This window comes from Bacillus sp. NPDC060175 (genome assembly GCF_042728695.1).
Taxonomy (GTDB): Bacteria; Bacillota; Bacilli; order Bacillales; family Bacillaceae_G; genus Bacillus_A.
Window position 1 is genome coordinate 1 of record NZ_JBHWYR010000040.1, and the last position, 24095, is coordinate 24095.

At 35.6% G+C, this 24095-nt stretch carries 26 protein-coding genes and 1 rRNA gene; 26 read left to right on the top strand and 1 reads right to left on the bottom strand.

All coding sequences use genetic code 11. The features are described 5' to 3' along the window. From rrf to rsmI, 10 genes are all read left to right on the top strand, one after another. Positions 1-93 (top strand): 5S ribosomal RNA (gene rrf, locus ACFWDE_RS19060); the annotation flags it as partial. Between the two features lie 199 nt (positions 94-292). Next, the gene (locus ACFWDE_RS19065; protein ID WP_002091596.1) at positions 293-472 is read left to right on the top strand and encodes a sigma factor G inhibitor Gin; all 180 of its coding nucleotides are present in this window, start codon (positions 293-295) and stop codon (positions 470-472) included. 79 nt (positions 473-551) lie between these two features. Next, positions 552-1973, top strand: a complete 1422-nt coding sequence (locus tag ACFWDE_RS19070) for an aminotransferase class I/II-fold pyridoxal phosphate-dependent enzyme (RefSeq protein ID WP_377894007.1) — start codon at positions 552-554, stop codon at positions 1971-1973. Between the two features lies 1 nt (position 1974). Further along, positions 1975-2601, top strand: coding sequence for a dTMP kinase (gene tmk, locus ACFWDE_RS19075; protein WP_377894009.1), 627 nt, complete (start codon positions 1975-1977; stop codon positions 2599-2601). A 35-nt stretch (positions 2602-2636) separates the two neighbouring features. Further along, positions 2637-3620, top strand: a complete 984-nt coding sequence (gene holB / locus ACFWDE_RS19080) for a DNA polymerase III subunit delta' (protein ID WP_002144548.1) — start codon at positions 2637-2639, stop codon at positions 3618-3620. Between the two features lie 5 nt (positions 3621-3625). Beyond that, positions 3626-4453, top strand: a complete 828-nt coding sequence (locus ACFWDE_RS19085) for a PSP1 domain-containing protein (RefSeq protein ID WP_002144546.1) — start codon at positions 3626-3628, stop codon at positions 4451-4453. Positions 4454-4467: 14 nt separating this feature from the next. Beyond that, on the top strand, positions 4468-4818 hold the full coding sequence (gene yabA / locus ACFWDE_RS19090) for a DNA replication initiation control protein YabA (RefSeq protein WP_002009639.1): 351 nt from the start codon (positions 4468-4470) through the stop codon (positions 4816-4818). Positions 4819-4938: 120 nt separating this feature from the next. Continuing rightward, positions 4939-5679, top strand: a complete 741-nt coding sequence (locus tag ACFWDE_RS19095) for a tRNA1(Val) (adenine(37)-N6)-methyltransferase (RefSeq protein ID WP_016106811.1) — start codon at positions 4939-4941, stop codon at positions 5677-5679. After that, on the top strand, positions 5666-5956 hold the full coding sequence (locus ACFWDE_RS19100) for a GIY-YIG nuclease family protein (protein ID WP_002144543.1): 291 nt from the start codon (positions 5666-5668) through the stop codon (positions 5954-5956). Before ACFWDE_RS19095 ends, ACFWDE_RS19100 begins: the two co-directional genes overlap by 14 nt. Then, positions 5925-6800, top strand: a complete 876-nt coding sequence (gene rsmI, locus ACFWDE_RS19105; protein ID WP_002144542.1) for a 16S rRNA (cytidine(1402)-2'-O)-methyltransferase — start codon at positions 5925-5927, stop codon at positions 6798-6800. Before ACFWDE_RS19100 ends, rsmI begins: the two co-directional genes overlap by 32 nt. A gap of 20 nt (positions 6801-6820) precedes the next feature. On the opposite strand, the gene ACFWDE_RS19110 is transcribed toward rsmI, so the two are convergent. Beyond that, entirely contained in the window at positions 6821-7105 is a 285-nt protein-coding gene (locus ACFWDE_RS19110) for a transition state genes transcriptional regulator AbrB (RefSeq protein WP_002063374.1), read from the bottom strand. A gap of 368 nt (positions 7106-7473) precedes the next feature. Between ACFWDE_RS19110 and metG the strand changes: the two genes are divergently transcribed. The 16 genes from metG (at position 7474) to mfd (ending at position 23980) form a co-directional block, all read left to right on the top strand. Beyond that, on the top strand, positions 7474-9456 hold the full coding sequence (gene metG / locus ACFWDE_RS19115) for a methionine--tRNA ligase (RefSeq protein ID WP_377894011.1): 1983 nt from the start codon (positions 7474-7476) through the stop codon (positions 9454-9456). A 165-nt stretch (positions 9457-9621) separates the two neighbouring features. Next, the gene (locus ACFWDE_RS19120; protein WP_377894012.1) at positions 9622-10389 is read left to right on the top strand and encodes a TatD family hydrolase; all 768 of its coding nucleotides are present in this window, start codon (positions 9622-9624) and stop codon (positions 10387-10389) included. A 260-nt stretch (positions 10390-10649) separates the two neighbouring features. Then, positions 10650-11207 carry a ribonuclease M5 gene (gene rnmV / locus ACFWDE_RS19125; RefSeq protein WP_002107292.1) on the top strand — a complete coding sequence of 186 codons (558 nt, stop codon included), beginning with the start codon at positions 10650-10652 and terminating at the stop codon, positions 11205-11207. Further along, complete coding sequence (gene rsmA, locus ACFWDE_RS19130; protein ID WP_002091590.1) at positions 11204-12082, top strand: 16S rRNA (adenine(1518)-N(6)/adenine(1519)-N(6))-dimethyltransferase RsmA; 879 nt, start codon at positions 11204-11206, stop codon at positions 12080-12082. Before rnmV ends, rsmA begins: the two co-directional genes overlap by 4 nt. 110 nt (positions 12083-12192) lie before the next feature. Next, positions 12193-13056: a sporulation peptidase YabG gene (yabG, locus tag ACFWDE_RS19135; protein ID WP_377894015.1), complete on the top strand. Its 864-nt coding sequence runs from the start codon at positions 12193-12195 to the stop codon at positions 13054-13056. A 238-nt stretch (positions 13057-13294) separates the two neighbouring features. Further along, positions 13295-13558 (top strand): biofilm formation stimulator Veg, encoded by a 264-nt coding sequence (veg, locus tag ACFWDE_RS19140; RefSeq protein ID WP_002107294.1) that lies wholly within the window; start codon positions 13295-13297, stop codon positions 13556-13558. 91 nt (positions 13559-13649) lie between these two features. Continuing rightward, a complete protein-coding gene (gene sspF / locus ACFWDE_RS19145) occupies positions 13650-13829 on the top strand; it encodes an acid-soluble spore protein SspF (RefSeq protein ID WP_002094215.1) in 180 nt (59 codons plus the stop codon). Between the two features lie 196 nt (positions 13830-14025). Continuing rightward, positions 14026-14895 carry a 4-(cytidine 5'-diphospho)-2-C-methyl-D-erythritol kinase gene (gene ispE / locus ACFWDE_RS19150; protein WP_157383855.1) on the top strand — a complete coding sequence of 290 codons (870 nt, stop codon included), beginning with the start codon at positions 14026-14028 and terminating at the stop codon, positions 14893-14895. Between the two features lie 54 nt (positions 14896-14949). Further along, positions 14950-15798: a pur operon repressor gene (gene purR / locus ACFWDE_RS19155; RefSeq protein WP_377894018.1), complete on the top strand. Its 849-nt coding sequence runs from the start codon at positions 14950-14952 to the stop codon at positions 15796-15798. A 123-nt stretch (positions 15799-15921) separates the two neighbouring features. Beyond that, positions 15922-16296: a RidA family protein gene (locus ACFWDE_RS19160; RefSeq protein ID WP_000869819.1), complete on the top strand. Its 375-nt coding sequence runs from the start codon at positions 15922-15924 to the stop codon at positions 16294-16296. A gap of 152 nt (positions 16297-16448) precedes the next feature. Then, positions 16449-16742, top strand: a complete 294-nt coding sequence (spoVG, locus tag ACFWDE_RS19165; protein WP_000454042.1) for a septation regulator SpoVG — start codon at positions 16449-16451, stop codon at positions 16740-16742. 322 nt (positions 16743-17064) lie between these two features. Next, positions 17065-18444: a bifunctional UDP-N-acetylglucosamine diphosphorylase/glucosamine-1-phosphate N-acetyltransferase GlmU gene (gene glmU, locus ACFWDE_RS19170; protein ID WP_002091584.1), complete on the top strand. Its 1380-nt coding sequence runs from the start codon at positions 17065-17067 to the stop codon at positions 18442-18444. 18 nt (positions 18445-18462) lie between these two features. Then, entirely contained in the window at positions 18463-19416 is a 954-nt protein-coding gene (locus ACFWDE_RS19175) for a ribose-phosphate diphosphokinase (RefSeq protein WP_002091580.1), read from the top strand. Positions 19417-19488: 72 nt separating this feature from the next. Then, positions 19489-20049: an aminoacyl-tRNA hydrolase gene (gene pth / locus ACFWDE_RS19180; protein WP_377894042.1), complete on the top strand. Its 561-nt coding sequence runs from the start codon at positions 19489-19491 to the stop codon at positions 20047-20049. A gap of 70 nt (positions 20050-20119) precedes the next feature. After that, complete coding sequence (locus tag ACFWDE_RS19185; protein ID WP_377894021.1) at positions 20120-20344, top strand: anti-sigma-F factor Fin; 225 nt, start codon at positions 20120-20122, stop codon at positions 20342-20344. A 105-nt stretch (positions 20345-20449) separates the two neighbouring features. Next, positions 20450-23980 (top strand): transcription-repair coupling factor, encoded by a 3531-nt coding sequence (gene mfd, locus ACFWDE_RS19190; protein WP_377894023.1) that lies wholly within the window; start codon positions 20450-20452, stop codon positions 23978-23980. The last annotated feature ends 115 nt before the right edge of the window (positions 23981-24095 follow it).

Below are 24095 nucleotides of genomic sequence, written 5' to 3' on the forward strand. Positions count from 1 at the left end.
CACACCCGTTCCCATACCGAACACGGAAGTTAAGCTCTCTAGCGCCGATGGTAGTTGGGACCTTGTCCCTGTGAGAGTAGGACGTCGCCAAGCAAGATAAAAACACAAGTCTTTTGACTTGTGTTTTTTTGTGTTTAAACAGTACACGAAAGAAGTAAAGGGAATACATAAGTAATACAAACACGTTGCCCAAGGGTAAATCATATTATATAAGAAATTGATGTATATTTTTCTGAAATTTGTTAAGGAATAGAGGTATATAATATGTTTATTTAAAAAGGGAGGAAAGATTATGAAATTACCAAGTGAAATTTGCATCGTTTGTGAGACAAAAAGAGGAGAAGGAATATATGTATATAATAATTTAATATGTTACGAGTGCGAAAGAAATTTGGTTAATACTGAGACAAATGACCCGAAGTATATACATTATTTAAAACAACTGCGAAAATTAGAAGTATCATATTTTTAAATAGGCATTATGCCTATTATTTTTTTTGCCCTAATATCTGTATAATAGATACAGAATGAATAATAAGGAAGAGATGTATATGAATCAAAATCGTATGCCTTTATATGAGGCGTTAATAGAATTTAAAGAAAGGCGACTACTATCTTTTCATGTTCCGGGTCATAAGAATGGTTTAAACTTCCCTCAGAAAGCTTCAGAGGGGTTTAAGGACATATTATCGATTGATGTAACAGAGTTAACAGGATTAGATGATTTACATAGTCCATTTGAATGTATAGATGAAGCACAGCAATTATTAGCTGAAGTATATGGCGTGCACAAAAGTTATTTTTTAATTAATGGTTCAACAGTTGGAAATTTAGCAATGATTTTGTCTTGCTGCGGCGAACATGATATTGTCCTCGTACAAAGAAATTGTCATAAATCAATCATTAATGGTTTGAAATTAGCAGGGGCTAATCCGGTCTTTTTAAACCCATGGATTGATGAAGTACATAACGTACCAGTAGGTGTTCATGATGACATTATTAAGGAGGCAATTACAAAGTATCCAAATGCAAAAGCACTTATTTTAACACATCCTAATTACTATGGTATGGGAATTGATTTAGAGGCAAGTATCGCTTACGCACATGCACATAAAATTCCTGTTCTAGTAGATGAAGCCCATGGGGCACATTTTTGTATAGGGGACCCCTTCCCGAAGTCAGCATTAGTTTATGGTGCGGATATTGTGGTTCATTCCGCACATAAAACATTACCTGCGATGACAATGGGATCTTATTTACATATAAATAGCGGTTTGGTGAGTGAAGAAAAAGTTTCCTCCTATTTAAGTATGCTACAATCTAGTAGCCCATCGTATCCAATTATGGCTTCTCTTGATATAGCACGTTTTGCAATAGCAGTTATAAAGGAAGAGGGTCATGATGAAATCATTGAGTTTTTACGCCGATTTAAAGAAGGATTGCGATCTATCCCACAAATAGCCATCTTGCAATATCCATCGCAAGATGAATTAAAGGTTACGGTGCAAACTCGCTGTCAGTTATCGGGGTATGAATTACAGTCTGTATTTGAAAAGGTCGGTATATATACGGAAATGGCAGATCCATATAACGTCCTATTTATATTACCGTTACAAGTAAATGAGGGTTATATGAAAGCTATAGAGATAATTCGAGTAGCTTTGCAGCAATATAAGGTAAAAGACAAGACAGCATCAATTCGGTATACTTATAAAGGGGAGATTTCCCCTTTACCGTATACGTATAAACAATTAGAGAGATACGAAACGAAGTTAGTATCTCTAGAAGAAGCCGTTGGTATGATAGCAGCAGAAATGGTGATTCCATATCCACCTGGAATTCCATTGATCATGTATGGAGAGAGGATTACTCAAGAACATACAAAGCAAATTACTCATTTAGAGAAAGCAGGGGCTCGTTTCCAAGGCAGTACGAAATATATGAACGTGTATGATATAGAAAGTAGGTTTTAGGATGAAGGGATTATTTGTAACAATTGAAGGGCCAGAAGGATCGGGTAAAACAACATTAATTAAAAGCTTATTACCGTACTTTGAGCAAAAGGAACAAAAGGTAATGGCAACGAGGGAACCAGGTGGTATTGCAATTTCTGAAGAGATTAGGACAATTTTACATAAGCAGGAATATACGATGATGGAAGCACGTACAGAGGCTCTTTTATATGCTGCTGCACGTAGACAACATTTAGTGGAGAAAGTTATGCCAGCGCTTGAGGAAAACTATCTTGTACTATGTGATCGTTTTGTTGATAGCTCCTTAGCTTATCAAGGTTATGCAAGAGGATTAGGCGTAGATAAAGTATTCGAAATGAATCGCTTTGCAACTGAAGATTGTATGCCAGGTTTAACTATTTATTTAGATATTAAGCCAGAAGTTGGGTTAGCTCGAATTGCAAAAGATGCAGGCCGCGAGGTGAATCGACTAGATATGGAAGATATCTCTTTCCATAAACTTGTGCGTGAAGGCTATTTACAAGTTGTAGAACGCTTTTCAAATCGCATTGTACTAGTAAATGCTGATCAGCCAATGGAAAAACTTATAGAAGAAGTTGTTCAGATTATAGAAGATAAATTGTTATAATAGAAGGAAAGAATGAAATAAGTGAGGTATGCATTATGATGAAGACGTGGGAGCAGCTTTCTGCTATACAGCCCATTGGTGTCAAAATGTTGATGAATAGCATTGCAAAAGAGCGTATATCCCATGCTTACTTGTTAGAGGGAGGAAAAGGTACTGGGAAGTTCGCAACAGCAATTCAAATGGCAAAAAGTTTTCTCTGTTCACAAAGAAATGGTGTAGAGCCTTGTCATGTATGTACGAATTGTCGCCGAATTGATTCAGGTAACTACCCAAACTTACATATTGTAAAACCAGATGGATTATCTATTAAAAAGCAGCAAATTCATGATTTACAAGAAGAGTTTTCAAAAACAGGATTAGAAGCAAATAAAAAAGTATATATTATTGAGCATGCAGATCGTATGACAGCAAATGCAGCGAATACGCTCTTAAAGTTTTTAGAAGAACCAAGTAGTGATACAACAGCTATTTTACTTACTGAACAAAGTCATCAGATTTTAAATACAATCTTATCTCGTTGTCAAGTTGTTACGTTTAGGCCGTTGCTTACAGAATCTTTAATTAAGAGGTTAGAGGAAGAAGGTATTACAGTTTCTTTATCTACACTTGCTGCGCAGCTTACGAATAGTTTTGAAGAAGCTTTATTAATGTGTAATGATGAATGGTTTGCACAAGCGAGAGCTTTAGTGATAAAATTATGTGAAGCGCTCGAAAAAGATAAGGCCTCTATTTTTTTTGTACAAGAAAAATGGGGAAAGCACTTTGGAGAGAAAGAACAATTACAGCAAGGCTTAGATATGTTACTCCTTATTTATAAGGATTTATTATATGTTCAACTTGGAGAAGAAGATCGTCTTGTTTTTCATGAGCAGAAAGAGATGTTCGAATCCTTTTCTTATGCTCAGAAGCGCATTGTATCAGCTCTCTTTAATATATTAGAGGCAAAAAATAGAATCAACGCTAATGTAAATGCGCAGCTTGTGTTCGAACAGTTAGTGTTGCGGTTGCAGGAGGGATGACCGTTTTGTATGATGTAGTAGGTGTTCGCTTTAAGAAGGCCGGAAAGGTATATTACTTTGATCCAAATCAGTTCGATATCTCAGAAAATGAGTTTGTAATTGTAGAAACGGTAAGAGGTATTGAATATGGAAAAGTAGTTATTACCAAAAAGCAAGTTGATGAAAACGACGTTGTATTACCGCTTAAAAAAGTTATTCGTATTGCAAATGAAAATGATCGTACCATTGTTGAAGAGAATAGACATGCTGCGAAAGAAGCATATCAAGTTTGTCAACAAAAGGTAGGAGAACATAATCTTGATATGAAGCTTGTAGATGTAGAGTATACGTTCGATCGTAATAAGATTATTTTTTACTTTACTGCGGATGGACGGATTGATTTCCGGGAACTAGTGAAAGACTTAGCGGCAATTTTTAGGACAAGAATTGAGCTGAGACAGATTGGCGTTCGTGACGAAGCAAAAATGCTTGGTGGTATTGGTCCATGTGGTCGTATGCTTTGTTGTTCTACTTTTTTAGGAGATTTTGAACCTGTATCCATTAAAATGGCAAAGGATCAAAATTTATCATTAAACCCTGCAAAAATCTCTGGTTTATGTGGTCGCTTAATGTGTTGCTTAAAATATGAGAATGATGAATATGAGGCAGCAAAGGAACAACTTCCTGATTTAGATCAACGTATACAAACACCGCAAGGTACTGGCCGTGTTATCGGATTAAATATTTTAGAAAGATTAATTCAAGTGGAACTAGTAGACAAGGAACGGATAGTAGAATATACGTTAGATGAATTAATTAATAAAGGGGTCGTTTCGAGTCAAACCACAGATTAATGAGGTGGGTGCTTGTGGAGAAAAAGGATATTTTTGCATCGGTTTCTAGTATGGAAGAGCAAATTGGACATTTATACAAACAGTTGGGAGAATTAAAACAACATCTTGCAGAATTATTGGAAGAAAACCAACATATAAAAATGGAAAATGAAAATTTGCGACATCGTTTTGAAGAAGTGCAGAACAAGGAAAAACAAAAAACTCAAAAACGCAAAGAAATGAAGGCGAAGACAGATATTGGTGAAGGCTACGATAACCTAGCGAGACTATATCAAGAAGGTTTTCATATTTGTAATCTACATTATGGAAGTGTACGTAAAGAGGGAGATTGTTTATTCTGTCTGTCATTTTTAAATAAAAAGTGAGATTACCTTTCCAATATAATTGGAAAGGTAATTTTTTATACATGAGAGTAGAATGAAATTTATTTTTACATTAATAGAGGATGAAATAGGGTAGGTTAATTGTAAGAAAGGGAGCAATATATGAATTTATATGAAGATGAGCGTTTAGATTACTTATTAGCGCAAGATATGAAGATTGTACAAAGTCCATCAGTATTTAATTTTTCTTTGGATGCTGTTTTACTTGCAGATTTTGCTTGGGTGCCAATTCAAAAAGGTAATTTACTTGATTTGTGTACAGGTAACGCAGTTATCCCTCTTTTATTAAGTACAAGGACAAAAGGGAAAATTACAGGTGTAGAAATTCAAGAGCGCTTATATGATATGGGAATAAGAAGCGTTCAATATAATAATTTAGAAGAAAGAATTCATTTAATCCATGGAGATTTGAAAGATATGCCGGAGAAACTTGGACGTCATCAATATGATGTTGTAACATGTAATCCTCCTTATTTTCAAACACCACAAACTTCTGAGAAGAATATCAATGAACATTTAGCGATAGCTCGTCATGAAATTATGTGCACATTAGAGGATGTTGTATATGCAAGTAGCCAGTTAGTGAAACAAGGTGGGAAAGTAGCATTTGTACATCGTCCAGGTCGTTTGCTCGACATCGTCACATTAATGCGTAAATACAAAATCGAACCGAAACGTGTGCGATTTGTTTATCCTAAGGCTGGTAAAGAAGCGAATACATTGTTAATTGAAGGAATTAAGGATGGGAATGCAGATTTGAAAATCTTACCACCTCTTTTTGTATATGAAGAAAACAACGAATATACAAAGGAGCTTCGTTCAATTTTATATGGAGAAGAATAATCATTGTTTTTATGTGGTGGAGTGTTCTGATGGAAGTTATTATGCTGGATATACAAATCATATAGAAAAACGGATTCAGACCCATAATAGTGGGAAAGGTGCTAGATATACACGCGCTAGGCTTCCAGTTAGTTTAAAATATGTAGAGGGTCATGAGGATAAACGAACGGCTATGCAAGCTGAATATCACTTTAAACAGTTAACGAGGAAACAAAAAGAAGAATATATGCAAAAAGGAGAACGCTATGTGGCAGCAAAAAAGCTTTCAGCAAAATGAAAAGGGAGTTTTATATTTAGTACCGACTCCAATCGGAAATTTAGAGGATATGACATTTCGTGCAATCCGAATTTTAAAAGAGGCAGATCTTATTGCTGCGGAAGATACAAGGCAAACGAAGAAGCTTTGTAATTATTTTGAAATTGAAACACCAGTTATGAGTTATCATGAGCATAATAAAGGAGTAAGTGGACAGAAAATTTTAGATAAGTTAGAAGAAGGTAAGACTGTAGCCATTGTGAGCGATGCTGGTATGCCATGTATTTCAGATCCTGGTTATGATATCGTTGTAGAGGCTGTAGCAGAACAATATCATGTTATCCCGCTTCCTGGGGCAAATGCAGCTCTTACAGCATTAATTGCATCAGGACTTGAGACAAAACATTTTTATTTCTATGGTTTCCTGCAAAGAAATAAAAAGGGACGTAAGCTTGAATTAGAAAAACTACGCTATATTCCAACTACAATGATGTTTTACGAGGCACCGCATCGTTTAGATGACACTTTAATCTCTATGCAAGAAGTATTAGGAAATAGGGAAATCGTATTATGTCGTGAGCTAACGAAGAAATTTGAAGAGTTTATTCGTGGAACAATTGAAGAAGCGATTGAGTGGACGAAGCAAAATGAAGTTCGTGGTGAGTTTTGTATTTTAGTAGCGGGTTCAACAGAAGAACCTACTCAAGAAGAACAATGGTGGGAAGCCATTTCAGTATATAATCATATTGAACATTATATAAATGAAAAAGGTATGAATTCAAAAGAAGCGATAAAAACAGTCGCTAAAGACCGAGATTTGTCGAAACGAGACGTATATCAAATCTATCATGTTGATAAAAAATAAGCTTCTCATAATTGAGAAGCTTATTTTGCTGTTTCGATATAATCTTGAAGTTCGTTTAAGACCTGTTCAGCGCCTTCTTTGCTTAAGATAATTTTACCTTCAGCTAAAGATAGGTTACCATCAGATACTTCACCAGTTACTTGGCAAGTCATGTTTGGTTTATATTTTTTTAAGATGATTTTTTCTTCATCAACGTAGATTTCAAGAGCATCCTTTTCTGCAATACCTAAAGTACGGCGTAATTCGATTGGGATTACTACACGACCTAATTCATCAACTTTACGAACGATACCAGTAGATTTCATAATTATTTTCCTCCTAAATAAATAGTTTATAAGTTTCGAGTCTATTTTTTGATTCGTCATTTTTCGACAAAATACCCTATGGACATATGATACCAATCATTTACATTTCCGTCAATTCTTAAATTCTATATTTTAAAAAAAGATTTATAGATTTTTATACTTCTTATATATAATAGAATGTAAGTCATTTCTACAATTGTTTCGTATTATTTTTTTATAATGTTTATACTTTTCGGAAAAAATATTGTATATTTTTTTGAATATGAGTAATAGATGATAAAGATATCGAGCATTAACTCGTTTTTATATGTGAGTTTTTGATATACTGTTTATAAATACATATGAGGTTATTCGGGAGGTCCAAAACGATGAAAGAGGAAAATAAGTCCTTTTATATTACTACCCCAATTTATTATCCAAGTGGAAAGTTACACATTGGACATGCTTATACGACAGTAGCAGGAGATGCGATGGCACGATATAAGCGTATGCAAGGATATAATGTTCATTATTTAACAGGAACTGATGAGCATGGACAGAAGATCCAAAAGAAAGCAGAAGAACTAAATGTTACACCACAAGCATATGTGGATAACATTGTATCAGGGATTAAAGAACTTTGGGAGAAGATGGATATCTCTTATGATGATTTTATTCGTACAACTGAAGATCGTCATAAAGATGTTGTTGAGAAAATCTTCAAGCAGCTAGTAGATCAAGGCGATATTTATCTTGATGAATATGAAGGTTGGTATTCTGTACAAGATGAAACATTCTATACAGCGCATCAATTAATAGATCCAATTATGGAAGGTGACAAAGTAGTTGGTGGAAAAAGCCCAGATAGTGGTCATGCTGTAGAACTTGTTCGCGAAGAATCTTATTTCTTTAGAATGGGTAAATATGTAGACCGACTATTAAAGTTCTATGAAGATAACCCTCATTTCATTCAGCCGGAGTCCCGTAAAAATGAAATGATTAATAACTTCATTAAACCAGGATTAGAAGATTTAGCTGTTTCTCGTACTTCATTTGACTGGGGAGTTCGTGTTCCAGGTAACCCAAAACACGTTGTTTACGTATGGGTAGATGCGTTGTCTAATTACATTACTGCATTAGGATATGGAACAGAAAATGAAGAGAAGTATAAAAAATTCTGGCCAGCAGATGTCCATTTAGTTGGGAAAGAAATCGTTCGTTTCCATACAATTTATTGGCCAATTATTTTAATGGCTTTAGATTTACCACTTCCGAAGAAAGTCTTTGCTCATGGCTGGATTTTAATGAAGGATGGAAAAATGAGTAAGTCAAAAGGAAACGTAGTAGATCCAGTTACACTAATCGATCGTTACGGATTGGATGCATTGCGTTACTACTTACTTCGCGAAGTTCCATTTGGATCTGATGGAGTATTCACACCAGAAGGATTTGTTGAACGAATCAACTTTGATTTAGCGAATGATTTAGGGAACTTATTAAATCGTACAGTAGCTATGATTGATAAATACTTTAACGGGGAAATCCCTGCATTTAAAGCAAATGTAACTGAGTTCGATGAAACGCTAGTGACATTTGCCAAAGATACATTGAAAAAAGTAGAAGAGGCAATGGAGAATATGGAATTCTCTGTAGCGCTAAGTTCCATTTGGCAATTAGTTAGCCGTACGAACAAATATATTGATGAAACGCAGCCATGGGTATTAGCGAAGGATGAGAATGATCGTGAAAAACTTGCGTCTGTAATGGCCCACTTAGCTGAGGTACTTCGTCAAACGGGTATTATGCTTATGCCATTCCTAACAGTAGCACCAAGTAAGATGTTTGCTCAACTTGGACTTACTGAAGAGGCGCATAAATCTTGGGAAAGCCTATCTACAATTGGATGTATTCCAGCTGGAACAAAAGTAGAAAAAGGAAACCCTATTTTCCCTCGTTTGGAAATGGAAGTAGAAGTGGGGTATATTAAAGAACAAATGCAAGGTTCTGCTCCTAAAGTAGAAGAGAAAAAAGCAGAAGAACCAAAGGTAGAAGAAATTACAATTGATGATTTCTTTAAAGTAGAATTACGAGTAGCTGAAGTAATATCCGCTGAACCTGTGAAAAAAGCAGATAAGTTGTTAAAAATTCAGCTTGATTTAGGTACAGAGAAGCGTCAAGTGGTTTCTGGGATTGCTAAATTCTATTCCCCAGAAGAACTAAAAGGTCAAAAGGTTATTTGTGTAACGAATTTAAAACCTGTAAAATTACGTGGTGAATTATCACAAGGTATGATTTTAGCAGGTGAAGAGAATGGCGTATTGTCATTAGCATCAATTGACCAGAATTTACCAAATGGTACAAAAATCAAGTAATTGAGACAAGAAAAGGATGTTTCACGTGTAACATTGGTGAAGCATCTTTTTTCTTTTTACATCCCCTTTTTTTGCATTAAAATTGTAGTATTGTTATCGTTAAGTTAGAAAGAGTGTAGTTTTTCTATGAGAGAATTGATTTCAATATAAAAGGAGTTATTTATTATGTTGTTTGATACACATTCACATTTAAATGCAGAGCAATTTGAAGAAGATTTACAAGAAGTTATCGCGAGAATGAAAGAAGCGGGAGTTACATATACAGTTGTTGTTGGATTTGATGAAGTAACGATAAAGAAAGCAATTGAATTAGCAGAGGCTTATGATTTTATTTACGCTGCAGTTGGATGGCATCCCGTTGATGCAATCGACATGAATGAAGAACATTTAGCTTGGTTAGAAGAATTAGCTGCTCACCCTAAAGTAGTTGCAATTGGAGAAATGGGATTAGATTATCACTGGGATAAGTCTCCAAAAGAAATACAGAAGGAAGTATTCCGTAAACAAATTGCATTAGCAAAAAAGGTGAAATTACCGATTATTATACATAACCGTGATGCAACTCAAGATATTGTTGATATCCTAGAGGAAGAGAATGCAGCTGAAGTAGGAGGCATTATGCATTGCTTTAGCGGTAGTGTAGAAGTAGCGCAGCGATGTGTCGATATGAACTTTTTAATTTCATTAGGTGGGCCAGTAACATTTAAAAATGCCAAGAAACCGAAAGAAGTTGCTATGGAGATTCCGTTAGAAAAATTATTGATAGAGACAGATTGTCCATATTTAACACCACATCCATTTCGGGGGAAACGAAATGAACCGAGTTATGTAAAACTGGTAGCAGAAGAAATTGCGAATTTAAAAGGAATTTCTTATGACGAAGTAGCACAAATAACAACAAAGAATGCCAAGGCCTTATTTGGTGTTGAATAAAAAAGAATGGGGAGTCCCATTCTTTTTTTGTTTTTTGAGAAGAGAGACAATAGAAATGATAAGAACCCACTATTTACTCATAACATAAGTGTAGAAATATTGCGGATAAATTAAGATAGAGATAGAAGTGTTACAATAAGGGGAGTGAACAAAGATTTTTCTCTTCTACTTTTTAAAATGTAAGATTAGGAAAATAATAATGGAAAAGTCGTCATTTTTTTGTTTTACTAAGTAGAGATGAAACGAGTGTGGAGGCAAGCATGAAAATTAAAGAGATTATCGTTGTAGAAGGTAAAGATGATACAGTTGCGATTAAACGTGCTGTTGATGGAGATACAATCGAAACGAACGGTTCAGCAATCGGTGATCATGTTATTGAGCAAGTTAAATTAGCGCAGCAAAAACGAGGCGTTATTATTTTCACAGATCCGGATTATCCTGGAGAGCGTATTCGAAAGATTATTTCTGACAAAGTTCCTGGATGTAAGCATGCTTTTTTACCGAAGGAAGAAGCACTTGCGAAAAGGAAGAAAGGCGTTGGAATCGAACATGCTTCTAATGAGTCGATTCGCCGTGCTTTAGAGAATATACATGAAGAAATGGAAGCTTACACAAGTGAAATTAGTTGGAGTGATCTAGTCGATGCGGGCTTAGTGGGCGGAGAAATGGCAAAGAGTCGCAGAGAAAGAGTGGGTAAGCTATTAAAGATTGGTTATACAAACGCAAAACAGTTACATAAACGTTTACAAATGTTTCAAGTTTCAAAGGAATCATTTGCAGAAGCTTATAAGCAAGTAATACAGGAGGAAAAAAAATGAAGGATATCGCAACACCAAATCGTACGAAAGACATTGTTGAAAAGTATGGATTTTCATTCAAAAAAAGTTTAGGACAAAATTTTTTAATTGATACAAATGTATTAAATCGTATCGTTGATCACGCAGAAATCGGTTCAGAAAGTGGCGCAATTGAAATTGGACCAGGTATCGGTGCGTTAACAGAGCAATTGGCGAAGCGTGCTAAAAAAGTAGTGGCTTTTGAAATTGATCAGAGATTATTACCAATTTTAGACGAGACGTTAGCTCCATATAGCAACGTTACAGTTATAAATAAAGATGTACTAAAAGCAGATGTACATGAAGTGTTTAGTGAGCAATTTGAAGAAGGGCAAGATGTAATGGTAGTAGCTAACTTACCATACTATATTACAACGCCAATCTTATTTAAATTGCTTGAAGAAAAATTACCGGTTCGTGGATTTGTTGTTATGATGCAAAAAGAAGTTGGGGATCGTTTAGCTGCTAAACCAGGAACGAAAGAGTATGGTTCTTTATCAATTGCCATTCAGTATTATACAGAGGTAGAAACAGTTATGACTGTACCGCGTACAGTGTTTGTGCCACAACCAAATGTTGATTCTGCGATTATCCGTCTTCTAAAGCGTCCTAAACCAGTTGTAGAAGTGACAGATGAAACTTTCTTCTTTGAAGTAGTACGAGCAAGTTTCGCACAGCGTCGTAAAACTTTAATGAATAATTTATCAAATAATTTAAATGGTTTCCCGAAAGATAAAGAGCTGTTGGATCGAATTTTAACAGAAGTAGGAATTGATCCGAAGCGAAGAGGCGAAACGCTATCTATCGAAGAGTTTGCAACATTAAGTAATGCATTAATTCTTCATAAATTGTCATAAGAATATGAAAGGGACAGTTCAACTTGAACTGTCCCTTTTGTCACCTTTCCTTTCCTAAATTCATACTTTAAAAACAGGTAAGATGGCCTAACGAGTTTGGAGGTAGGAGAATGGCTTTACATGTTGGAGAATTAGTTGAACGATATTCTTATAATAGGGATATTCTTTTTCGTATTATAGAAATAAAAGGCGAGATAGCAATATTATTTGGAGAGGAAATTAGACTTGTGGCGGATGCACCACTTGCAGATTTAGTTAGTATAGATCAACGAGAACATAAAAATAGAGTGAAGCGTGCAAAAGAAACGATGGAGCGTACTTACCGGTTGTTTCAGCAAGATTACGTGTTGATGAAACAAAGACATGAACATAATTCAACTGGTGGATATACAAGTGAAGTGAATTATTTTCAAATGCCAGGGCGTGTATTGCATATAGATGGAGATCCTTTATATTTGCGCAAGTGCTTAGATTTATATAATAAAATAGGCGTTCCTGTTCAAGGTATTCATTGTAAGGAAACGGAGATGCATGAAAAGGTAGTAGACTTAATAGATCATTTTCGCCCAGACATTTTAGTTATTACAGGACATGATGCATATACAAAGTCAAAAGGGGTTATGGGAGATTTAGCAGCATATAGGCATTCTAGACATTTTGTACAGGCTGTTCGAGAAGTACGGAAAAAGTATCCATCATTAGATCAACTCGTTATTTTTGCTGGGGCTTGTCAATCACACTTTGAGGCGTTGATTCGAGCAGGTGCTAATTTTGCTAGTTCACCGTCTAGAATTAATATTCATGCTCTAGATCCGGTATATGTAGTTGGCAAAGTTAGTTTCACCTCATTTATGGAAAGAGTCAATGTATGGGACGTTGTGCGTAATACAATTACTGGTGAAAAGGGACTAGGCGGAATTGAAACAAGAGGGATTTTACGAACGGGATTACCCTTTCAACATTATGATGAATGAGCAAGGTACATACGTATCTTGCTTTTTTATGTGGAAATGATTTAAATGAATCTGGATAAAAAGCGACAAGAATGTGCAGACTATACAATGATACTTGTACAATATAGCATTTCTTCTATCTATTCGAACGCATGATGCTTTTATAATGATATTGTCTGTAAATTGCGGTTAATAATTGGGAGAGATATATCGTGTTTTAAGTGTTCAATCTAAATTACAGCGAGGTGTAGCAAGGTATATGTCAAAACGTTTAGATGAAATTAAAAGCGAATTAGATCACCATCTTGGACAACGACTTGTGTTAAAGGCGAATAGCGGAAGAAGAAAAACTGTGGAGCAATCGGGTGTACTTGCAGAAACGTATCGTTCTGTGTTTGTTGTCCAGTTAGATCAGCAAGAAGATGCATTGCAACGTGTATCTTATAGTTATGCAGATGTTTTAACAGAGACAGTAGAGTTAACATTTTACGATGAACCTCATAATGAAGCATTTTATAATTAATGTGTTACTTGTTACATATATTCCCACAAATGAAAAGCTATATTATTTTGCATACTAATTATACCGTAGCAAAATAAGGAGGGACTCTGCATTGAGTAGACGAAGAGGAGTCATGTCAAATCAATTTAAAGAAGAGCTTGCAAAAGAGCTTGGCTTTTATGATGTTGTTCAGAAAGAAGGATGGGGCGGAATTCGTGCGAAAGATGCTGGTAATATGGTAAAACGTGCTATAGAAATTGCAGAACAGCAATTAATGAAACGAAACCAGTAGTTGTAAGATACTTTCTATGCTACGGTAGCCGAGGAGAGATTCCTCGGCTTTTTGCACGCTAAAAGGTGCCATCATTTGACATAAGTAGTTTCATTCTGAATGCTTTTCGTTATAATTAGGGAAGTTTCATCGTCTTACTATAAATTTATGGTAAAATAAACGATAAAAGATTGAGTACATAGAGTGGGTGAATAGATTGAAGCTACTAGTGAAAGCACCAGCAAAGATTAATCTGTCGTTAGATGTACTGGGAAAAAGACAAGATGGATATCATGAAGTGAAAATGATTATGACAACAATCGACTTAGCAGATCGTTTAGAGCTAATGGAATTAGCAGAAGACCGTATTGAAATTTTGTCCCATAATCGGTATGTCCCAGACGACCAACGCAATTTAGCTTATCAAGCAGCAAAATTATTAAAAGAGAAGTTTAATGTAAAAAAAGGTGTATCTATTACTATTGAAAAAACGATTCCAGTAGCCGCTGGATTAGCAGGTGGAAGTAGTGATGCAGCAGCGACATTACGTGGCCTTAATAAGTTATGGAATTTAGGGCTGACAATTGAGGAATTAGCAGAGCTTGGCGCAGAAATTGGGTCAGATGTATCTTTCTGTGTATATGGCGGAACTGCAGTTGCCACTGGAAGAGGAGAAAAAATTGAACATATAAAAACTCCACCTTCTTGTTGGGTTATTTTAGCAAAGCCTCATATTGGTGTATCTACTGCTGACGTATACGGAAATTTAAAATTAAATCGTGTTACACATCCAAATGTAGATAAAATGGTTGAAGTCATTAATGACGGGGACTATAAAGGAATTTGTGATACTGTTGGTAACGTTTTAGAAGATGTGACGTTTGTGATGCATCCTGAGGTTGCACGTATTAAAGCACAGATGAAACGCTTCGGTGCAGATGCCGTATTAATGAGTGGAAGTGGTCCAACTGTATTTGGTCTTGTACACCATGATTCGCGAATGCATCGTATATATAACGGATTAAAGGGATTTTGCGAACAAGTATATGCAGTTCGTTTATTAGGAGAGCGAGAAACACTTGAATAAAGACGTATAATACGGTATGATTTGTTTAGAATATTCGTGATTTGAGGTGAGAGTGTGAAAATTAGACGAAGTACAAGATTGGTTGATCTGACTTATTACTTGTTACAAAATCCTCGTCAGCTAGTTTCTCTCACTTTTTTTGCTGAAAGGTATCAATCGGCTAAATCTTCCATTAGTGAAGATTTAGTTATTATTAAGCAAACGTTTGAACAACAAGGAGTCGGCACATTGCAAACGGTACCAGGAGCAGCAGGAGGAGTGAAATATATTCCATATATAAGTGAAGAGGAGGCAAATCTGATTATTAATGAGCTTTGTAGCTTATTTGAAAATCCGGATCGTATTTTGCCAGGTGGTTATTTATATATGACGGATCTTTTAAGTAATCCTCGTCAAATTAATGGCGCGGGTCGTTTGTTCGCTTCGGTTTTTGCTAGGCAATCAATTGACGCAGTTATGACGGTAGCGACAAAAGGAATTCCACTTGCTTATGCAGTGGCGAACTACTTAGATGTACCGGTAGTAATTGCGAGAAAAGATAATAAGGTAACAGAAGGACCCACTGTTAGTATTAACTATGTATCAGGTTCCTCTAAGCGAATCCAAACGATGACTTTAGCAAAGCGTAGCCTTCCAGAAGGATCCAATGTTTTAATTATTGATGACTTTATGAAAGCTGGCGGAACCATTCAAGGCATGATGAGCATGCTAGAAGAGTTTAAAGCTAATGTTGTTGGAATTGGCGTATTAGTAGAGTCTACGGATATTGAAGAAAGACTTATTAATAACTTTGTATCATTAATTCGTCTGTCAGAAGTTGATGTGAAAGAAAAAGCGATTCAAGTGGAAAAGGGAAATTATTCACTTGCACCATTTGATAAAGGGCTTGTAGAGGCTGAGTAAAAAGGTAAAGCAGATAGCTTTACCTTTTTTTATTCCTATTTATAAATTACAAAATAGATGGACAAACTGCCTTTGGTACACTATTTTTAAAGAGTAAAAATAAATAATAAAAGGGTGAAAAGTATGAAAGTTGTTCAAACAAGCAAAGCACCACAGGCAATCGGACCATATTCACAAGGGATTATTGTAAATAATATGTTCTATAGTTCAGGACAAATTCCGTTAACGGCAAGTGGAGAACTTGTAACAGGAGATGTAACAGTACAAACAGAGCAAGTATTTGAAAATTTACAAGCGGTATTAGCAGAAGCAGGTGCTTCATTTGATACAGTGGTAAAAACAACAGTATTCTTAAAGGATATGGATGATTTTAATGCTGTTAATGAAGTATACGGTTCTTATTTCTCTACTCATAAACCAGCGCGTTCTTGTGTACAAGTAGCAAAATTACCGAAAGATGTTTCTGTTGAAATCGAAGTAATTGCCCTAGTTAAGTAACTCTTTGTAAGCGATAACCTCTACTAATCCTTATATTCAACTTTTTTAAAAATTTTTATCTTAAAAATTTTAAAAAAATTAAAGGGAAAATAGAAAATTTGTGGAATTTATACAAATATATCGCTTATTTAGAAAAGGGTGGTGAACACAAGATGGAAGTGACTGACGTAAGATTACGCCGCGTAAACACAGAAGGCCGCATGAGAGCAATTGCCTCTATTACTCTAGACCATGAATTTGTTGTTCATGATATTCGTGTAATTGATGGTAATAATGGATTATTTGTAGCAATGCCAAGTAAACGTACTCCAGATGGAGAATTCCGTGACATTGCACATCCAATTAATTCTAATACACGCTCTAAAATTCAAGATGCGGTTTTAACAGAGTATCACCGTTTAGGCGAGTTAGAAGAGGTTGAGTTTGAAGAAGCAGGCGCTTCGTAAAATTCGAATGAAAAGGGCTTTTGAAAGAAAGCCTTATAATTTTGTAGCAAACTCCTGTAAGCATTTACAGGAGTTTGTTTTTTTTGATTTCATATAATTTGTATTCGTAAAATTCGAAATCCATTTAGAAAAAGAGAAGAAACTTCTAATTTTTTGAAAATCATTTTAAATAGTATAGCTTATTTCTTAAAAAAGATACTAAAGAGTAAAACATCGTATAAGAATTATGGTAAAATTTAATAGTTAAAATGTGTTTCTTGAAATATATGATGATTTAGGATAATATCGTTAATGGATAAATAGGTTGCGATGGAGGGTCTATATGTCAAACAGATTTGCAGTGATTCTAGCTGCAGGTAAAGGCACACGTATGAAGTCCAAGCTATACAAAGTGCTGCATCCTGTATGTGGAAAACCAATGGTACAACATGTAGTCAATGAAGTATCTCAATTAGGATTGCAGAAACTTGTAACAGTCGTTGGACATGGTGCTGAAAAGGTACAAGAACAGCTAGGAAACGTAAGTGAGTTTGCATTACAAGCAGAACAACTTGGTACAGCTCATGCTGTCGATCAAGCTGCAAGTGTACTTGCAAATGAAGAAGGAACAACTTTAGTTATTTGTGGTGATACACCTCTAATAACTGCTGAAACGATGGAAGCATTGCTTCAGCAACACGAAGAAGCGGGAGCAATGGCGACGGTACTAACAGCGTACATAGAAGAGCCTGCTGGATATGGCCGTATCGTTCGTAATGAGAATGGTCATGTTGAAAAGATTGTTGAGCATAAGGATGCAAATGAAAAAGAATTAGCTATTAAAGAAATTAATACAGGTACGTATTGTTTTGATAATAAAGCTTTATTTGCTTCACTTTCTAAAGTTTCAAATGATAATGTACAGGGCGAATATTACCTTCCGGACGTTATTGAAATTTTAAAGAATGAAGGTCATATTGTATCAGCTTATCAAACAGAGCACTTCGATGAAACGTTAGGTGTTAACGACAGAGTCGCTCTATCGCAAGCGGAAATTATTATGAAAAATCGTATCAACCGAAAGAACATGGTAAATGGTGTTACAATTATTGATCCAAGTAACACATACATTTCTGCGGATGCAATTATTGGTAGTGATACAGTTCTTCACCCAGGAACGGTTATTGAGGGTAACACTGTAATTGGTTCTGATTGTGAAATTGGACCGCATACAGTAATTCGCGATAGTGAAATTGGAGATCGTACGGTAATTCGTCAATCTACTGTACATGACAGCAAACTTGGTACAGAAGTATCGGTTGGTCCATTTGCACATATTCGTCCAGATTCAGTTATTGGAGATGAAGTGCGCGTTGGAAACTTCGTAGAAATCAAAAAAACTGTTTTTGGTAATAGAAGTAAAGCTTCACACTTAAGTTATATCGGGGATGCACAAGTTGGAGAAGACGTGAATCTTGGTTGTGGTTCAATTACGGTGAACTACGATGGCAAGAATAAGTTTAAAACTGTAATTGGTAACGGGGTATTTATTGGATGTAATTCAAACCTTGTTGCTCCTGTAACAGTTGAAGATGGTGCTTATGTGGCAGCAGGCTCTACAATAACAGAGAATGTTCCATCAAAAGCATTATCAGTAGCACGTGCACGTCAAGTTAACAAAGAAGACTATGTTGATCAATTGCTGAATAAGAAAAAATCATAATGTGGAGGGTTAATCTAGATGTCGACTCAATATCTAAATTCTAATTTGAAAGTATTCTCTTTAAACTCTAATAAGGAACTTGCTGAGCAAATCGCAAAGCATATTGGAGTAGGACTAGGAAAATGTTCTGTTGATCGTTTTAGTGATGGAGAAGTTCAAATTAACATTGAAGAAAGTATCCGTGGTTGCGATGTATTCATTATTCAATCTACAAGCTTCCCAGTAAACGAACATATCATGGAATTACTTATTATGATTGATGCATTGAAACGTGCATCTGCAAAAACAATTAATATTGTTATTCCTTACTATGGTTATGCGCGTCAAGACCGTAAAGCGCGTTCTCGTGAACCAATTACATCGAAACTTGTAGCAAACTTGCTTGAAACAGCAGGTGCAACTCGTGTAATCACTCTAGATTTACATGCTCCACAAATTCAAGGATTCTTTGATATCCCGATCGACCACTTAATGGGTGTACCGATTCTTTCAGATTACTTTGAAGCAAAAGGCCTTAAAGATATCGTAATCGTATCTCCTGATCACGGTGGTGTAACGCGTGCTAGAAAAATGGCGGATCGCCTAAAAGCGCCAATCGCTATTATTGATAAGCGTCGTCCTCGTCCGAATGTATCGGAGGTAATGAACATTATCGGTAACATCGAAGGCAAAACAGCAATTTTAATTGATGACATCATTGATACAGCTGGTACAATTACATTAGCGGCAAACGCTCTTGTTGAGAACGGTGCTTCTGAAGTATATGCTTGCTGTACACACCCAGTATTATCTGGCCCAGCAATTGAGCGTATTCAAAATTCGAATATTAAAGAGTTAGTTGTAACGAACTCTATTGTATTACCAGAAGAGAAGAAAATTGATAAAGTACATGAACTTTCAGTTGCTCCATTAATCGGAGAAGCAATCATTCGTGTATACGAAGAAGAATCTGTAAGTGTATTATTCAATTAATTGGATAGAATGAGACGTAACCAAGCTTGGTTACGTCTTTTCGTATCGAAAAAAGAAAGTAGTGGTACAAGAATGAAATTAATAGTAGGACTTGGGAACCCAGGTAGAGAATATGAATTAACAAGGCATAATATTGGATTTATGGCGATCGATGAACTTGCAAAGCGTTGGAGTATTTCTTTGAATGAACAAAAGTTTAAAGGAGTATTTGGCGCTGGCTTTGTTAATGGGGAAAAAGTAATCTTACTAAAGCCACTTACATATATGAATTTATCTGGGGAAAGTATCCGTCCGCTCATGGATTATTATAAAATTGATGTTGAGGACTTCATTGTTATGTACGATGATTTAGATATTCCTGTAGGTAAGTTACGCCTTCGCATGAAAGGTAGTGCGGGTGGACATAATGGTGTGAAATCAACAATTTCACATTTAGGGACACAAGAATTTCAACGTATCCGTATGGGAATCGATCGTCCGAAAAATGGGATGAAAGTAGTGGATTACGTATTAGGACGTTTTACATCTGAAGAAATATCTGGCGTTAATCAATCCATTGAAAATGCAGCGAATGCATGTGAGGAATGGTTAAATAAACCTTTTCTCCAAATCATGAATACTTTTAATAGTTAAGCGCACAATCTGGAATATTTTATTTTGTTTTATCCCATACTAGTAGAAATTGGATATTCAGGAGGCTAGTATGGAAGGTTATTATTACTGTAGACATTGCGGAAGTAATGTGGGCTCCATTATCGCAGAAAAAGTATATAGCGACGTTTTGTTTCAACTAACAGAGCAAGAAGTAGTGGATATGATTCATTTTCATGAGAATGGAAATATATATATAAAAACGATTTGTGAATCGTGTCAAGAAACGCTCGCATCTTATCCTAAGTATTATGAATATGAAAAATTTCTGCAATAAAATGTTGTCGCTTTGGCATGTCCAAAGCATTTTTCTGTTTTCTTTTTCCAAAATATTTGCATAAAATATAGTAACTTGCTCTTTATGTTGAGAGGAGTTTTGAAAATGATAGGTTTATTAGAGCAATTTTATAAAAATGAAGAAATACAATCGGTTATTAATGGGCTAGAAGATGGGTTGAAAGAACAACTTGTATCGGGTATGGCAACATCCTCTCGTTCATTATTAATGGCAGCTTTATATAAAAAAACAAAGCAATCACAACTTATTGTGACGCACAATTTATACCAAGCACAAAAAGTACATGAAGATTTAGTGGCGTTACTTGGTGAAAAGGATGTTTGGCTATATCCGGTAAATGAATTGATAGCATCGGAAGTTGGTGTTGCAAGTCCAGAATTGAAGGCGCAGCGTATTGAAGTGTTAAATCGCTTAGCTGCGGGAGAGAATGGGATTATTGTAGCGCCAGTTGCAGGGCTGCGTAGGTTTTTACCAATAAAAGAATTATGGAAGCAAAGGCAAATTGAAATCAATCTAGGGCAAGAGATTGATTTAGATGCACTCTTGCATACCTTACATCATATTGGCTACGAGCGTAAGTCGATGGTAGAAGCTCCAGGAGAGTTTAGTTTGCGCGGGGGAATATTAGATATTTACCCATTAACTGAAGAATTACCATTTCGTATTGAATTCTTTGATACACAGGTTGATTCTATTCGATTATTTGATGTGGAAGAACAGCGCTCTCAAGATAAAAGGGAAAGTGTTCGGTTTGGTCCGGCAACAGAGTTTTTATTTTCACAGGAAGAATTGAAATCGGGAATTAAGCATCTTGAAGAAGGTTTGACTAAGACGATGCAAAAGCTTTCCGATGATAAATTAAAGACTGCTGTACTTGAGACGGTTAGTCATGAAATTGAAATGTTGAAAAACGGGCAAAGTATAGAACAAATGTTTAAATATTTATCTATTTTCTATAAAGAACCTGCTAGTCTGATAGATTATTTACCAGAAAACGGTGTTGTAATTTTAGATGAGATTTCCCGTATTCAAGAAACAGCATCACATCTTGAAACAGAAGAAGCGGAATGGTATATCTCACTTCTTGGCGAAGGAACAATTATTCAGGATTTATCTTTCTCCCACTCATTTGAGGAGTTTCTTCATAATAAAAAAAGAAGTTTTGTATATTTAACGTTATTCTTACGCCATATAGCACACACACATCCTCAAAACATTGTGAATGTGACATGTAAAACGATGCAAGATTTCCACGGACAGATGCAGTTGTTAAAAACTGAAATTGATAGATGGAATGAAGGGCATTTTACGACCGTTGTGCTTGGAACAGATGATGAACGTGTAAAAAAACTACAACATATTTTAAGTGATTATGATATTGATGCAGACATTGTAGAGGCCACAGATGTCTTATTGCCTGGAAGGTTACAAATTGCTGTAGGTGATTTACATGCAGGCTTTGAAATGCCGATGCAAAAGTTTGTTGTCATTACTGAAAAAGAGCTTTTTCATAAGAAGGTTAAAAAGTCACAACGTAAGCAAAAGTTATCTAACGCTGAACGTATTAAAAGTTATTCGGAATTAAAAGTTGGAGACCATGTAGTTCATGTAAATCATGGTATAGGTAAATTTTTAGGTATTGAGACATTAGAGATTAATGGTGTTCATAAAGATTATTTAAATATTAAATATCAAGGTAATGATAAGTTATACGTTCCAATTGAACAAATTGATCAAGTGCAAAAATACGTAGGGTCTGAAGGTAAGGATCCAAAAGTTTATAAATTAGGCGGAAATGATTGGAAGAAGGTCAAAACGAAAGTTGAAAAATCTGTACAAGACATTGCAGATGACCTAATTAAATTATATGCCGAGCGTGAAGCTTCGAAAGGTTATGCATATACACCAGATACGGCAGAACAACAGGAATTTGAATCTTCTTTCCCATATCAAGAGACAGAGGATCAATTACGTTCTATTGAAGAGATTAAGAAAGATATGGAACGCGGACGTCCGATGGATAGGCTTCTTTGTGGCGACGTAGGATATGGAAAGACTGAAGTAGCTATTCGTGCGGCATTTAAAGCAATTATGGATGAAAAACAAGTTGCGATTTTAGTACCGACAACAATCCTTGCACAACAACACTATGAAACAATTCGAGAGCGTTTTCAAGATTACCCGATTAATATAGGGTTACTAAGTAGATTCCGCACACGAAAACAACAAAATGAAACGATTAAAGGTTTAAAAGATGGAACGGTGGATATTGTAATCGGAACGCATCGTATTTTATCTAAAGATGTTATGTATAAAGATTTAGGACTTCTTATTATTGATGAAGAACAAAGATTCGGCGTTACACATAAAGAAAAAATTAAACAATTGAAAGCAAATGTTGACGTGTTAACATTAACGGCAACTCCGATTCCACGTACACTTCATATGTCTATGCTTGGTGTACGCGATTTATCTGTTATTGAGACACCACCAGAGAATCGTTTCCCAGTACAAACATATGTAGTAGAGTATAATCCAGCGTTAATGCGAGAAGCGATAGAGCGAGAGTTGGCAAGAGGAGGCCAAATTTACTTCCTATATAACCGTGTGGAGGATATTGAAAGAAAAGCAGATGAAATTTCGATGTTAGTTCCAGATGCTCGTGTAACATACGCACATGGGAAAATGAATGAAGGTGAATTAGAGTCTGTTATGCTATCGTTTTTAGAAGGGCAGCATGATGTTCTTGTAAGTACAACAATTATTGAGACGGGTGTAGATATTCCGAATGTAAATACATTAATTGTATTTGATGCAGATCGTATGGGATTATCGCAGTTGTATCAGCTTCGTGGTCGTGTTGGACGTTCTAATCGCGTCGCGTATGCCTACTTTGCATACAAACGCGATAAAGTGTTATCGGAAGTTGCAGAGAGGCGTCTGCAGGCAATTAAAGAGTTTACAGAGCTTGGATCTGGTTTCAAAATTGCGATGAGAGACTTATCAATTCGTGGTGCGGGTAATTTGTTAGGGGCAGAACAACATGGATTTATTGATTCTGTCGGATTTGATTTATATTCTCAAATGTTAAAAGATGCAATTGAGCAGCGTAGAGGAACAGACGGAGTTGAAAATACCGTTAATGTTGAAATTGATTTAGAAGTAGACGCATATTTACCGGATGCGTATATTTCAGATAGTAAACAAAAAATTATGATGTATAAACAATTTAGAGGTATTTCTGCAATTGAAGATATTGAAGAGTTGCAGGAAGAGATGATCGACAGATTCGGTGATTATCCACAAGAAGTTGGTTATTTATTACAAATTGCAAACATTAAAGTGTTGGCGATGAAAGAACAAATTGAGTTAATTAAGCAAAATAAGTTTGAAGTAACATTCCTGTTTTCTGAACAAGCGAGCCAAAATATAGATGGTGGAAAATTATTCATGCTAGGAAGTAGTTTTGGTCGTATGATCGGTCTTGGTATGGAGGGGTCACAATTGAAAATTGTGATGAAAACGAATGGATTAGAGACATCGAAATGGTTAACAATTGCTGAAAATTTATTAAAAGGCTTACCAGATGTAAAAAAAGAAGTAATAAATGCCTAATATAAGATAAAAAATACAATTCGACGTGCATAGAAGAACTAATGTGTAAAATACTATGTTTAATAGTTGGTGATTTTTACATGAACAGGTAAATTCACCACTTTGATCATCAGTA

Bases quoted from the DNA above. Each gene is read 5' to 3' on its own strand.
- ACFWDE_RS19065 (WP_002091596.1), top strand. From the start codon at position 293: ATGAAATTACCAAGTGAAATTTGCATCGTTTGTGAGACAAAAAGAGGA.
- ACFWDE_RS19070 (WP_377894007.1), top strand. From the start codon at position 552: ATGAATCAAAATCGTATGCCTTTATATGAGGCGTTAATAGAATTTAAA.
- tmk (WP_377894009.1), top strand. From the start codon at position 1,975: ATGAAGGGATTATTTGTAACAATTGAAGGGCCAGAAGGATCGGGTAAA.
- holB (WP_002144548.1), top strand. From the start codon at position 2,637: ATGATGAAGACGTGGGAGCAGCTTTCTGCTATACAGCCCATTGGTGTC.
- ACFWDE_RS19095 (WP_016106811.1), top strand. From the start codon at position 4,939: ATGAATTTATATGAAGATGAGCGTTTAGATTACTTATTAGCGCAAGAT.
- ACFWDE_RS19100 (WP_002144543.1), top strand. From the start codon at position 5,666: ATGGAGAAGAATAATCATTGTTTTTATGTGGTGGAGTGTTCTGATGGA.
- rsmI (WP_002144542.1), top strand. From the start codon at position 5,925: ATGTGGCAGCAAAAAAGCTTTCAGCAAAATGAAAAGGGAGTTTTATAT.
- ACFWDE_RS19110 (WP_002063374.1), bottom strand. From the start codon at position 7,105: ATGAAATCTACTGGTATCGTTCGTAAAGTTGATGAATTAGGTCGTGTA.
- metG (WP_377894011.1), top strand. From the start codon at position 7,474: ATGAAAGAGGAAAATAAGTCCTTTTATATTACTACCCCAATTTATTAT.
- ACFWDE_RS19120 (WP_377894012.1), top strand. From the start codon at position 9,622: ATGTTGTTTGATACACATTCACATTTAAATGCAGAGCAATTTGAAGAA.
- rnmV (WP_002107292.1), top strand. From the start codon at position 10,650: ATGAAAATTAAAGAGATTATCGTTGTAGAAGGTAAAGATGATACAGTT.
- rsmA (WP_002091590.1), top strand. From the start codon at position 11,204: ATGAAGGATATCGCAACACCAAATCGTACGAAAGACATTGTTGAAAAG.
- yabG (WP_377894015.1), top strand. From the start codon at position 12,193: ATGGCTTTACATGTTGGAGAATTAGTTGAACGATATTCTTATAATAGG.
- veg (WP_002107294.1), top strand. From the start codon at position 13,295: ATGTCAAAACGTTTAGATGAAATTAAAAGCGAATTAGATCACCATCTT.
- ACFWDE_RS19160 (WP_000869819.1), top strand. From the start codon at position 15,922: ATGAAAGTTGTTCAAACAAGCAAAGCACCACAGGCAATCGGACCATAT.
- spoVG (WP_000454042.1), top strand. From the start codon at position 16,449: ATGGAAGTGACTGACGTAAGATTACGCCGCGTAAACACAGAAGGCCGC.
- glmU (WP_002091584.1), top strand. From the start codon at position 17,065: ATGTCAAACAGATTTGCAGTGATTCTAGCTGCAGGTAAAGGCACACGT.
- ACFWDE_RS19175 (WP_002091580.1), top strand. From the start codon at position 18,463: ATGTCGACTCAATATCTAAATTCTAATTTGAAAGTATTCTCTTTAAAC.
- pth (WP_377894042.1), top strand. From the start codon at position 19,489: ATGAAATTAATAGTAGGACTTGGGAACCCAGGTAGAGAATATGAATTA.
- ACFWDE_RS19185 (WP_377894021.1), top strand. From the start codon at position 20,120: ATGGAAGGTTATTATTACTGTAGACATTGCGGAAGTAATGTGGGCTCC.
- mfd (WP_377894023.1), top strand. From the start codon at position 20,450: ATGATAGGTTTATTAGAGCAATTTTATAAAAATGAAGAAATACAATCG.